This window comes from Microbacterium sp. ZW T2_14, assembly GCF_044987405.1.
In the GTDB taxonomy this organism is placed as follows: domain Bacteria; phylum Actinomycetota; class Actinomycetes; order Actinomycetales; family Microbacteriaceae; genus Microbacterium.
This window is the reverse complement of sequence record NZ_JBJDRK010000040.1, coordinates 17,258-29,323: the sequence shown is the minus strand read 5'-3', so window position 1 is coordinate 29,323 and position 12,066 is coordinate 17,258. Positions and strand designations below refer to the sequence as shown.

The following is a 12,066-nucleotide window of genomic DNA, read 5'->3' as shown; positions in this document are numbered from 1 at the left end:
GGCATCCCTCATCATCACAATGCGGTCACGGCCCTCGATCGATGCCTCGCCGGGGAATCCCCCGCCCGCAGGCGGCTACCCTGGAACGCATGACCGACGCCCCCCGTTCCGGTCTCGCGCTCGAGGAACTCAGCGCCGAGATCCGCCCGCAGGACGACCTGTTCCGCCACGTCAACGGCGCGTGGCTGGACCGGACCGAGATCCCCGAGGACAAGGCGAGGTGGGGCTCGTTCCACCTGATCGCGGAGCAGGCCGAGAAGGACGTCCACGCGATCGTCGAGGAGTCGCAGCAGGCCGAGCCCGGCACCGAGGCGCGCAAGATCGGCGACCTCTACACGAGCTTCATGGACACCGAGCGCATCGAGGCGGAGGGCGCCGCACCGCTCGCGGACGTGCTGGCGCGCGTCGATGCGATCGACGACATCCCCGCGTTCCTCCGCACGATCGGCGAGTTCGAGCGCGAGGGCATCGCGGCGCTCATCCACCTCTACATCGAGCCCGATCCCGGCAACCCGCAGCGCTACGTGCCGTTCTTCATCCAGGGCGGCCTGTCGCTTCCCGACGAGAGCTACTACCGCCTCGACAACTTCCAGGAGACCCGCATCGCGTTCCGCTCGCACGTGCAGCGCATCCTGGAGCTCGCGGGCGTCGCCGACGCCGAGGCATCCGCCGATCGGATCGTCACGATCGAGACCGAGCTCGCGACGCACCACTGGGACAACGTCGCCAGCCGCGATGCGGTCAAGACCTACAACCTGAAGACCTGGGACGACGTGCAGGCGCTCGTGGGCGTCGACCTGACGCCGTGGCGCGATGCGGCGGCCGCCGGCCACGCGGACGCGTTCGCGGAGATCAACGTGTACCAGCCGAGCTTCTTCGAGGGCCTCGGCACGCTGCTCGTCGAGGACCGCCTCGAGGACTGGAAGGCGTGGCTGCGGTTCACCGTCGTGCACTCGGCGGCGCCCTTCCTGTCGGACGAGTTCGTCGCAGAGAACTTCGGCTTCTACGGCACGCAGCTCACCGGCGTCCCGGTGAACCGCGAGCGGTGGAAGCGCGGCGTCAGCCTCACGGAGGCGGCGCTGGGCGAGGCGATCGGCCGCGTGTACGTCGAACGGCACTTCCCGCCGGCGTCGAAGGTCGCGATGGACGAACTGGTCGGCAACCTCATCGAGGCCTACCGCCAGTCGATCTCGGAACTCGAGTGGATGACGCCCGAGACCCGCGAGCGTGCCCTCGCCAAGCTCGACGCCTTCACCCCGAAGATCGGGTACCCGGTGAAGTGGAAGGACTACTCGACGCTCGAGATCGACGCCGCAGACCTCGTCGGCAACATCCGCCGCGCGCACGTCTGGGAGCACGACCGCCAGCTCGCCAAGGTCGGTCAGCCGATCGATCGCGACGAGTGGTTCATGACGCCGCAGACCGTCAACGCGTACTACAACCCGCTGATGAACGAGATCGTGTTCCCGGCGGCGATCCTGCAGTACCCCTTCTTCGACGCCGAGCGTGACGCGGCGGCCAACTACGGCGGCATCGGCGCGGTCATCGGCCACGAGATCGGTCACGGCTTCGACGACCAGGGCAGCCGCTTCGACGGCGACGGGCTGCTGCACGACTGGTGGACCGACGACGACCGCGCCGCCTTCGAGGAGCGCACCAAGAACCTCATCGCGCAGTACGACGCGCTCGTGCCGCTGGGTGCTGACGGCGAGCGGCTCGCCGCCGAGAACCACGTCAACGGCGCGCTCACGATCGGCGAGAACATCGGCGATCTGGGCGGCCTCGGCATCGCGATCCGGGCCTACGCCCTGTCGCTCGGCACGGACGCGGAGGGCGCGCCCGTCGAGGCGCCCGAGATCGACGGGCTGACCGGCATCCAGCGCCTGCTGCTCAGCTGGGCCCAGATCTGGCAGCAGAAGGGCCGGGATGCCGAGACCATCCGTCTGCTGACGATCGACCCGCATTCGCCCAACGAATTCCGGTGCAACCAGATCGTGCGCAACATCGGCGCGTTCTACGATGCATTCGGAGTGACCGAGTCGGACGCTCTCTGGCTCGACGAGGACCAGCGCGTCACCATCTGGTGATGTGCGGGCCGCCTGCGGCCCGATCACCCCGCACCACCAACAACGGGAGGGAAACTCCGTGGGCATCGAGCCCAGAAAGGATGCCGAGTCGCTGCGGGGGGCGCGACGGAGCACAGGTCGGCGGCTGCCGAAGAGGGCGGCTGCCGGTCGTCGTTCGTTCACGTCGACGCTGAAGGCGCTCGACGACCTCGCTGCGTCGGGAGCCAAGATCTCGGTGCGCATCACCGACCTCGATCGCGGCACCTCCGTGCTGTCGGGAGACGACTTCGTCACCCTTCCGGTCGCGGGTCTCGGCGTCGTGCCCCTCCTCATCGAGGTGGCGGCAGCGTTCGAGGCGGGGCGGCTGGAGCCGCTCGAGATCATCGATCGCGCGCACCTCGAGCCCGTCGGCGTCGGGGGCGTGTGGCAGCACCTCAAGGCGCCGGCCCTGCCGCTGTCGGACCTCGCCGTGCTCACCGCGTCGACCGGGGATGCGATGGCGGCCAACGCGCTGCTCAAGCGGGTGGGTCTGCCGGCCGTGCGGGCCCGCATCGAGAACCTGGGCCTGACCCGCGCCGCGCTGCTCGACCGCTTCCGCGACGAGCGCGGTCCCGACGACGCCCCGCACTTCGCCCTCGGCTCCGCCCGCGAGCTCGCCGAGGTGTTCGCGGCCCTGGTCAACTCGCAGGTCGTCTCGCCGAGCGTGAGCGCCCAGGTGGCCGAGTGGCTGAGCCTCAATCACGACCTTTCTCTCGTGGCATCCGCGACCGGCCTCGACCCGTTCTCGCACGAGAACGACGAGCACGGGCTGCTCTTCATCAACAAGACGGGCCGGGATGCCGGCATCCGCGTCGAAGCGGGTGTGCTGGCCGGCCCGCGTGCCGGGGTGTCGTACGCACTCATCGTCTGCTTCGACGACCTGTCGATCTCGCACCGCCTCCGGGTGCACGACGCGTTCCGCATCCTCGGCACGGACCTCATGGAGTACGTGTTCTGACGCCGGCGTCGTTTCGTGACGCGGGGTTTCCCTACGTCCGGAGGCATCACGTACCATCGCAAGGGTGTCAACACCGCCGTTCCGCGCCGATATCGTCGGCAGCTTCCTCCGTCCCGCTGAACTCGCCGAGGCTCGTCGGCGCTTCGCCTCCGGCCAGATCGACGCCGATGCGCTGCGCATCGCGGAGGAGACGGCGATCGCCGAGCTCGTCGTGCGCGAGGCCGATGCCGGCCTGAAGCTCGCGACCGACGGCGAGTTCCGCCGCTCGTGGTGGCACTTCGACTTCTTCGGCCTGCTCGACGGCGTGGAGGTGGTCGAGCTCGATCACGGCATCCAGTTCCAGGGCGTGCAGACCCGCCCGCGCGGCCTCGAGATCAGCGGCAAGATCGGCTTCAGCGACACCCACCCGTTCCTCGACCACTTCCGCTCGCTCAAGAGCCTGCTCGAGCGCACGACCGGGGCGGTGCCGAAGTTCAGCATCCCGGCCCCGACGGTGCTCGACTTCCGCCTCGAGCCCGGGCACATCGACGGCGCGGCGTACGACGGCCGTGACGACATCGTCGACGACCTCGTCCAGGCGTATCGCGATGCCGTGGCGGCGTTCTACGACGCCGGCGCCCGCTACCTGCAGTTCGACGACACCGCCTGGGCCTATCTCTGCTCGGACGTCGAGCTCGAGAAGGCGCGGGAGCGCGGCATCCGCACCGACGGCATCGCCGAGCGGTACGCCGGCATCCTCAACCGCATCCTCGACGGCAAGCCCGACGACCTCACCGTCACGACCCACGTGTGCCGCGGCAACTTCCGCTCCACCTGGATCTCGTCGGGCGGCTACGAGCCGGTCGCCGAGCAGCTGCTGGGCAACACGGCGTACGACGGCTACTTCCTCGAGTACGACAGCGAGCGCGCCGGCGGCTTCGAGCCGCTGCGCTTCCTGCCCGAGGGCGACAAGACCGTGGTGCTCGGACTCATCACCTCCAAGAGCGGCGAGCTGGAGGACGTGGATGCCGTCAAGCAGCGCATCGACGAGGCGTCCGCGTTCGCCCCGCTCGAGCAGCTCGCCCTCAGCCCGCAGTGCGGCTTCGCCTCGACCGAGGAGGGCAACGTCCTCACCGAGGACGAGCAGTGGGCCAAGGTGCGCGAGGTCGTCGACATCGCCGCCGACGTCTGGCGCTGACCCGCGCTTCGTCTCGGTCGCTGGCGCTCCCTCGCTCAGCGACCGGGGGTTTGTCTCGGTCGCTGAGCGAGCGCCAGCGAGACGAAGCGTCTGGCGCTGACCCGCGCTTCGTCTCGGTCGCTGGCGCTCCCTCGCTCAGCGACCGGGGGTTTGTCTCGGTCGCTGAGCGAGCGTCAGCGAGACGAAGCGTCGGAAGACGACGCACCCGCTCAGCGGAGATCCCGGCGCAGGGGGGCGACGAGCGCCGCGCCGGCCGCGAGCAGCGCGTAGAGGACGAGGATCGCCGCCCCCATGAGGGGTGAGGCGAGCGGTGCCGCGGTGAGCGCGGTCTGCTCGGCGATGGCGTCGGTGAGGAACGTGAAGCGCGTGAGCGACGCGGTGGCTCCGCCCGGCAGGACGGGGTAGAGCGCGTTCACGCCGGGGATCAGCATGAGGACGTGCTCGAGGAAGTAGAAGTATCCCAGCACGATCCCGATCGCGAGGAGCTGGTGGCGCGCGAGCGCACCGATGCCGACTCCCAGCACCATATAGACGGCGGATGCCGCGGCCAGCTGCGCCAGCATCGCCACGAGATGCTCGGTGCTGAGCCCGATGCTCACGCCGCGCACGGCGGCGGCGCCGATCAGAGTCAGACCCGCCGTGACCGATGCGACGACGCCGTAGAGCAGCCCGAGCATCGTGTACACCGCGAGCTTCGCGCCCAGGACCCGCCCGCGTCGCGGGATTGCGAGGAACGTGGTGCCGATCGTGCGGTGCCGATATTCGCTGGTGATCGCGACGGTGCCGATGAGCGCGGGGACGAAGAGCATCAGGGCGCCGAGCCCGACCACGAGGCCGGCGCCCTCGGCGGTGTCGATGCCGGGCATGGGAGTCGTCGAGTTCTCGGGTCCGATCAGCGCCAGAAGGCCGGTGATGCTGCCGGTGCAGACGGCGGCCAGGAGCGTCCACAACGGCAGCCGGGTCGCGAAGAGGCGGACGAACTCGCCGTGGATCGCGTTCATCGCTGTGCGCCTTCCTGTGTGAGGTGAAGGAACGCCTCTTCGAGGGAGGGCCTCGTCGTGAGGACGTCGGCCAGGGCGCCCGACCAGGTGACTCGACCCCGGTCGATGAGCACCACGTCGTCGATGCTGTGCTCGAGGTCGTTGAGAAGGTGGCTCGAGATCAGGACGGCACCCCCCTCAGCGGCGAACTGTCGCAGGAATCCGCGCAGCCACACGACGCCCGCGGGGTCCAGGCCGTTGGAAGGCTCGTCGAGCACCAGGATCTGCGGCTCGCCCAGCAGCGCCGTCGCGAGGGACAGGCGCTGCCGCATGCCGGTGGAGAAGGTGCCGATCCGGCGACCGGCGAAGTCCTCGGCGCCGACGGCGGCCAGCGCTGCGTCGACCCGCTGCGCCGGCAGCCCGGCAAGAGCGGCGACGGTGTGCAGGTGCGCGGAGGCGGTCATCCGGGGATGGGCGGACGCGATGTCGAGGACGGCGCCGACCGTGCGGACCGGAGCAGCGAGGTCCTGATACCGCTGGCCGCCGATGCGGGCGGTTCCGCCATCCGGGCGGATGAGACCCAGCAGCATGCGCAGGGTCGTGGATTTACCCGCGCCGTTCGGCCCGAGGAAGCCGGTCACACGCCCGGCCCTGACGGTGAAGCTCGCGTCCGTGACCGCGTGAAGCGCGCCGAAGCGCTTGCTGAGACCCGTCACCTCGATCGCTGCACGCGTCATGCGCGCACCTCGCGCTCGGCTCCGGTCGCTGTCCTGATCGTCTTCATCGCGCACCCCGTTCGGTAGAATCGTTCCAACATCGAGAACATTATCACGATGATAACAATGGGAGACCTGCGATGGACGACCCTTCGATCGCCGATGTCGTGATGCATCCGGTGCGGCTGCGGATCATCCAGCAGCTCGGCGGTCGCAGCCTCACCACGGCGCAGCTGCGCGCCGCGCTGCCGGATGTCACGCAGGCGACGCTGTACCGGCATGTCGCGACGCTCGTGGATGCCGGCATCCTGTCGGTTGTCGAAGAGCGCAGGGTGCGCGGGGCCGTGGAACGCACACTGGCGCTGGGGGAGCGAATGGCTCATGTCGACCAGACCGAGCTGCACGCCATGAGCGATGCCCAGCTGCGTTCGGCGTTCCTGGCCTTCCTGGGTGATCTGTCGGCGGACTTCGACCGGTTCGTCGACAGCGAGGATGCGACGCTGCGAGACTTCGTCGGATTCGGACGCGTTCCGCTCTATGTCGACGCCACCGACCTCGCTGCCATCCAGGCCGGGCTCTCGGAGCTCCTCACGCCGTACCTGTCCCAGGCTGGCGGCGAGGGCCGGCGCCGGGTCAGCTTGGCGACGGTGCTCGTGCCGGAGGCCGCGCTGCCCTCGTCGGCCGACTGATTCATCCGCCCGCGGCGCGGCGGCGGGGCAGCCCGCGCTCTCACTCCGCCGACGTCTCGCGCTGACCCGCGCTTCGTCTCGGTCGCTGGCGCTCCCTCGCTCAGCGACCGAACCTTTCTCCCGGTCGCTGAGCGAGCGCCAGCGAGACGAAGCGTCGGCCCATTGACCCGCGCTTCGTCTCGGTCGCTGGCGCTCCCTCGCTCAGCGGCCGAGCCTTTGTCCCGGTCGCTGAGCGAGCGCCAGCGAGACGAAGCGTCAGACCACGGGGGTGCCGTGGGTGTGGAAGGTCTCGATCGTCTTCATGCCCCACGCCTGACCCTTGCGGCGTTCGGCCTCGGACCACTCCACGACGGGCTGGTCAGGGTCGAGCAGCAGCCGCGCGCCGGCGTTGGCGAACTCGATGCGGTTGCCGCCCGGCTCCCACACGTAGAGGAAGAACGTCTGGTTGATGGCGTGCTTGTGCGGGCCGGACTCGATGTGGATGCCGTTCTCGAGGAAGATGTCGGCGGCCTTCAGGATGTCTTCGCGCGTGTCGGGCGCGAACGCGATGTGGTGCAGGCGGTTGCCGTGCTTCGTCCAGTCGTCGGAGTACACGACGTCGTACGACTTCAGGGAGAAGTGGAACCACCAGGCGGCGAACTTCCCGCTGTCGAGGCGGATGCGCTCCGACTCGCGCATGCCGAGCGCGTCGCGAAGGAACTCGCCGTTCGCCTCGACGTCCTTCGCGAGGTAGTTGATGTGGTCGAGGCGGCGGGCATTGACGCCGCGCCCCGGGAATCGTGAGGCCTGGTTCTTGAGCGCGGGCCGGTCCTCGTCCCCGGCGACGTAGCGCTCGGCCTCGTAGAAGATCGCCATCGCGTGGCCGTCGGGGTCGGTGAAACCGTACGTCGGCCCGCAGCCCACGTCGCCCTCGGTCCATCCGGTGCCGTGCCCGGCCGCCTCGATGGCGGCGACGCGACGTTCCAGCGCCTGCGGCGACGAGGCGCGGAACGACGTGCGGCCCACGCCCGCGGCATCCGAAGCGGTGAGCTTGATCGTGTACAGCTGGTACTCGTCCCAGGTGCGCAGGTAGATCGAGTCGCCGTCTTCGGCGACGACGCGCATGGCGAGGAGCTCCTCGAAGAACCACCGGCTCTCCGCCGGCTTCGGGGTGAGCAGTTCGACGTGGGCGAGATGGGCGACGTCGAACGACGTGTCGGCGGTCATGGGGCGTCCTCTCTGACGTGTCTGGTGTGGGGAGGGGCGGACGGATGCCGGTTCAGCGGCGTGGCCGCGGGAACACGACGCCGTCGAAGAGCTTGCGGGCGGTGCGGAGGGAGAACGAGGTCGCACGCCAGGTGCCATCGCCGTCGCGGGTGACGTTGACGCGCGACGGGAACGTGCCGCCGGGATGCTCGACGGAGGTCTCGTCGCCGGTGAGCGGGCCTGCGATGTCGTGGCCGACGGCGCCGGGGATCCGTAGCGCGGCCGCGACGGATGCCGCCATCAGCACGCCGATGGACGTGTGCACGCGCGTCGGGATGAAAGCGCGGGTCGAGATCGCGCCGCCGCTGCGAGGCGGCGAGAGCAGGATCATCTTCGGCACCGTCTGCTCCGCGACGTCGCCCAGTCCCATGAGCGGACCGGCCGCGAGCCGGAGGTGCTCGAGGCTGTCGGCCAGCACGGCATCCCCCTCGAGCGCCGTCGGCGACTCGGTGCCGACCACGCCGAACTCCTCTGCGCGCAGCAGCACCACCGGCATCCCGTTGTCGATGAGCGTGACGGTGTGCCCGTCGATCTCATCGGACGCGTGGCCCGTCGGCAGGAGCGGCTTGTCCGCCCCGCCCCCGACCTCGAGCTCGATCGCGGCCGCCGTTCCCGGCACGCCGTCGATCGTCGCGTCGCCGTCGTATTCGGGGCGCCCGTCGAGGGTCGGGAACTCGGCGGTGGCGACGTCGCCGGTATTGAGCAGCCGGATGCGGACGGTCCTGCTCTCCCCGGTCGCCGGCACGAGACCGCGCTCGACCGCGAACGGCCCGATGCCGGCCAGCAGGTTGCCGCAGGTCTGCGCGTCGCCGACGGTCGCGGTGTCGACGCCGATCTGCAGGAAGAGGTAGTCGACGTCGATCCCTTCGGCCGGCGAGGGCGACACGATCGCCACCTTGCTGGTGAGCGGGTGCGCGCCGCCGATGCCGTCGATCTGGCGCGGGTCGGGCGAGCCCATGATCCGCAGGAGCAGGTCGTCTCGCGCCGCGGGGTCGCTCGGCAGGTCCGTCGCGAGGAAGTACACGCCCTTCGAGGTGCCGCCGCGCATCAGCATGCAGCGGATGCCGTCGCGCACCGCCGCGGCCACCGACGGACCGGTCACGGCCGCCGCGTCAGCCGCGTTCACGGTCCCGCGCCTCCCAGTCCGCCTGCGTGAGGTACTCGACGCCGAGTTCGGCCAGCAGCGGCCGCAGCCCCTTGCGATCGAGGCTCAGATCGCCGGCGCGGTACGCCGCGCGGTCGGCCTCCTCCTTCGCGAGGCGCGCGTCGGCGGCGGCGAGGGCGGCCTCTGCCCCGCGCCGGGGCACCCGCAGCACGCCGTCGTCGTCGGCGACGATGACGTCGCCGGGAGCGACCGTGACGGCACCGAGGGTGATCGGCACGTTGACCGAGCCGGGCGTCGCCTTGACCGTTCCCTGCGCGAACACCGCGGCCGACCACACGGGGAACCCCAGCGCCCGGAGCTCGGCGACGTCACGCACCCCGGTGGTCGTGACGAGCCCGCGCACACCGCGGGCGTGCAGCGCCGTGGCGAACAGCTCGCCGAACGCCCCGTCCACCGAGGGAGAGGTCGTCGTCACGACGAGCACGTCACCCGCGCGGCACTGCTCCACCGCGGCGTGGATCATGAGGTTGTCGCCAGGGTGACTCAGCACGGTGACGGCGGTGCCGGCGATGCGCACCCCATCCTGGATCGGACGGATGCCGGGGCCCACGAGGCCCGTCCGGTTCATGGCCTCGTGCACCGTCGCGACACCGTGCACGCCCAGCCCGTCGGCGGTCGCCGCATCCGCGCGCGCGATGTCGGTGACGATGACGGCGGTCACGGCATCCGTCCGTCCCACACCGCGCACACGCGGGTGCTCGCGCTCACGACAGCACCTGCGCGACCTGCGGGAAGCGCCGCATGTACGCCTCGCCCATCGTGTCGTGGGGGAGGCCGAGATTCGGTCCGGCGTTGCGCTTGAGCTGCACGCCGCGGCGGACGGCGAGGTCGGTGTAATACGACCACATGTGGTTCTGGGCGGGCAGGCACTCCATCGCGGCGCGCTTGCGAGGGAAGGCCTCCGTGATGTCGAGGAGCACGTTCGGCGTGAAGTCGCACTGCTCGGGCTGGTGCGGCTCGAAGAAGAAGACAGGCGGGGCCCCGATGATGTCGTCTTTCGCGGGGTACGACCCGTCGGAGTTGGCCACGCCGATCGCCTGCGCGAGCACGCGCGCCTCGAGCGCCATGCGCGCCGCGGCGGGGTGGTCGCCGTTGTACGGATCGCGGAGGGTGTGCGTCAGCACCACCGTGGGCTGCACGCGCCGGTACAGGTCGACCAGGCGCGAGACGGCCTCACGCGACTCGACGAGCGGGTAGTCGCCGAGGTCGAGGAATTCGATCTCGGCTCCGAGAGCGGATGCCGCGGCCTCGGCCTCATCGCGGCGGATGCGCTTGATCTCGTCCAAGGACTTGCCGTCGAGCCACTGGCTGGCCGACTCGCCGCGTTCGCCGTACGACAGGCAGGCGACCACCGCGCGCTCGCCGCGCAGGGCCGCGGCCGCGATCGCGCCGCCCGCCCGCCAGACGAAATCACCGGCGTGGGCACTGACGACGAGGAGCGTGTCGGCAGGGTCTGTCATGGGGCCAGCGAATCACACCCATGGCGGAATGGTCAACAAATTGTCTACAATCGTGGCGACCAAATACCTTTGGACGTAGGTATAGCGGACACGTAGCATCGCGCTCAGGTCACCCGAACCACTGGACGAGGAAGTCGAGGAACTCATGGCGAGCAACCTGCAGGAGCTCATGTACGAACGGGGGAGCGTCGTCGAGATGCTGCGCAACTCGCAGCTCGGCACGTACATCTACCCCGTCGTACCCGCGGAGTTCACGAACTGGCGGCGCGAGCAGAAGGCGTGGCGCGAGACGGCGGTGCTCTACGACCAGACGCACCACATGGTGAACTTCTTCATGACGGGTCCCGACGCGCTGAAGCTGCTGTCGGACACCGGCATCAACTCGTTCGCCAACTTCCCGGTGAACACCGCCAAGCAGTTCGTGCCGACCTCGTCGACAGGTGGCGTGATCGGCGACGGCATCCTGTTCCACCTGGCCGCTGCTTCTGAAGGGCGCGACGAGTACGTCTACGTGGGCCGCGCGCCCGGCGCCAACTGGCTGCAGTTCCACGCCGAGACCGGCGGCTATGACGTCGAGACCCGCTACGACGACCGCTCGCCGTCGCGCCCCTACGGCGAAGCGGTGACGCGGGAGTTCTATCGCTTCCAGATCCAGGGCCCGAACGCCTGGCAGATCATCGAGAAGCTCGCCGGCCGCGAGGTCGAGCAGGTGCGGTTCTTCCACATGGGCGAGCTCGAGATCGCGGGCGAGCACGTGCGCACGCTCCGCCACGGCATGGCCGGTGCTCCCGGTCTCGAGATCTGGGGACCGTATGAGCAGCACGGCAGGATCCGGGATGCCGTGCTCGAGGCAGGACGCGAGTTCGGCATCGAGCCGTGCGGTTCGCGCGCGTACTCGTCGAACACCCTCGAGTCGGGGTGGATCCCGTCGCCGCTCCCCGCGATCTACACCGGCGGAGACATCGAGCGGCGCTACCGCGAGTGGCTGCCGGCGAGCAGCTACGAGGCGATCAACGCCCTCGCCGGATCGTTCGTGTCGGAAGACATCGAGGACTACTACCTGAACCCATGGGATCTCGGCTACGGCTCGTTCGTGAAGTTCGACCACGACTTCATCGGTCGTGCGGCCCTCGAGCGCGTCGACCCCGAGGCGCAGCGCAAGAAGGTCACGCTCGCGTGGAACGACGAGGACCTCGGGCGGATCCTCACCAGCGTTCTCGACCGCGAAGGCCCCGGGTACCAGTTCTTCGACCTGCCGAACGCGAACTACGGCTCGTCGAACTACGACGCCGTGATCGATGCAGACGGCAGCACGGTCGGGCTGTCGCTCTTCACCGGCGTCACCGCCAACGAGAGGCGCGGCCTGTCGCTGGCGACGGTCGACCGCGACGTGCCGATCGGCGCGGAGGTGCGTGTGGTGTGGGGCGAGCCCGACGGCGGGTCGCGCAAGACCACCGTCGAGCCGCACGAGCAGATCGCGGTGCGCGCCGTCGTCAGCCCGGTGCCGTACGCCGAGACGGTGCGGCAGGAGTATCACGGCGGCTGGCGCACTGTCGGAGTGGCGTAGCTCA

General features: G+C 69.8%; 11 protein-coding genes. 5 read left to right on the top strand and 6 right to left on the bottom strand.

Annotated elements, in window-relative coordinates; genetic code table 11:
• Window positions 1-89 precede the first annotated feature (89 nt).
• The 3 genes from ACI3KY_RS13980 (at window position 90) to ACI3KY_RS13970 (ending at window position 4,240) form a co-directional block, all read left to right on the top strand.
• The gene (locus ACI3KY_RS13980; protein WP_404930767.1) at window positions 90-2,087 is read left to right on the top strand and encodes a M13 family metallopeptidase; all 1,998 of its coding nucleotides are present in this window, start codon (window positions 90-92) and stop codon (window positions 2,085-2,087) included.
• Window positions 2,088-2,151: 64 nt separating this feature from the next.
• Entirely contained in the window at window positions 2,152-3,063 is a 912-nt protein-coding gene (locus tag ACI3KY_RS13975) for a serine hydrolase (protein ID WP_194413715.1), read from the top strand.
• Window positions 3,064-3,127: 64 nt separating this feature from the next.
• On the top strand, window positions 3,128-4,240 hold the full coding sequence (locus ACI3KY_RS13970; protein ID WP_404930766.1) for a 5-methyltetrahydropteroyltriglutamate--homocysteine S-methyltransferase: 1,113 nt from the start codon (window positions 3,128-3,130) through the stop codon (window positions 4,238-4,240).
• A 209-nt stretch (window positions 4,241-4,449) separates the two neighbouring features.
• Here the strand turns inward: ACI3KY_RS13970 and ACI3KY_RS13965 are convergent, their stop codons facing one another.
• Together ACI3KY_RS13965 and ACI3KY_RS13960 are read right to left on the bottom strand one after the other, a co-directional pair.
• On the bottom strand, window positions 4,450-5,241 hold the full coding sequence (locus tag ACI3KY_RS13965; protein ID WP_404930765.1) for an ABC transporter permease: 792 nt from the start codon (window positions 5,239-5,241) through the stop codon (window positions 4,450-4,452).
• Entirely contained in the window at window positions 5,238-5,957 is a 720-nt protein-coding gene (locus tag ACI3KY_RS13960; RefSeq protein ID WP_404930764.1) for an ABC transporter ATP-binding protein, read from the bottom strand. The genes ACI3KY_RS13965 and ACI3KY_RS13960 overlap by 4 nt, the downstream gene beginning before the upstream one ends.
• A gap of 119 nt (window positions 5,958-6,076) precedes the next feature.
• Between ACI3KY_RS13960 and ACI3KY_RS13955 the strand changes: the two genes are divergently transcribed.
• Window positions 6,077-6,625, top strand: coding sequence for a helix-turn-helix domain-containing protein (locus ACI3KY_RS13955; protein ID WP_404930763.1), 549 nt, complete (start codon window positions 6,077-6,079; stop codon window positions 6,623-6,625).
• Window positions 6,626-6,880: 255 nt separating this feature from the next.
• Here the strand turns inward: ACI3KY_RS13955 and ACI3KY_RS13950 are convergent, their stop codons facing one another.
• The 4 genes from ACI3KY_RS13950 to ACI3KY_RS13935 are packed head-to-tail and all read right to left on the bottom strand — an operon-like array spanning window position 6,881 to window position 10,495.
• Window positions 6,881-7,831, bottom strand: a complete 951-nt coding sequence (locus ACI3KY_RS13950) for a VOC family protein (protein ID WP_404930762.1) — start codon at window positions 7,829-7,831, stop codon at window positions 6,881-6,883.
• A 52-nt stretch (window positions 7,832-7,883) separates the two neighbouring features.
• Entirely contained in the window at window positions 7,884-8,996 is a 1,113-nt protein-coding gene (locus ACI3KY_RS13945) for a 4-oxalomesaconate tautomerase (protein WP_404930761.1), read from the bottom strand.
• Entirely contained in the window at window positions 8,983-9,696 is a 714-nt protein-coding gene (locus ACI3KY_RS13940) for a 4-carboxy-4-hydroxy-2-oxoadipate aldolase/oxaloacetate decarboxylase (protein WP_404930760.1), read from the bottom strand. Before ACI3KY_RS13940 ends, ACI3KY_RS13945 begins: the two co-directional genes overlap by 14 nt.
• Window positions 9,697-9,739: 43 nt before the next feature.
• Window positions 9,740-10,495 carry a PIG-L deacetylase family protein gene (locus ACI3KY_RS13935; protein WP_404930759.1) on the bottom strand — a complete coding sequence of 252 codons (756 nt, stop codon included), beginning with the start codon at window positions 10,493-10,495 and terminating at the stop codon, window positions 9,740-9,742.
• A gap of 145 nt (window positions 10,496-10,640) precedes the next feature.
• Here ACI3KY_RS13935 and ACI3KY_RS13930 point away from each other — a divergent pair, with 145 nt between their 5' ends.
• A complete protein-coding gene (locus ACI3KY_RS13930) occupies window positions 10,641-12,062 on the top strand; it encodes an aminomethyl transferase family protein (protein WP_404930758.1) in 1,422 nt (473 codons plus the stop codon).
• The last annotated feature ends 4 nt before the right edge of the window (window positions 12,063-12,066 follow it).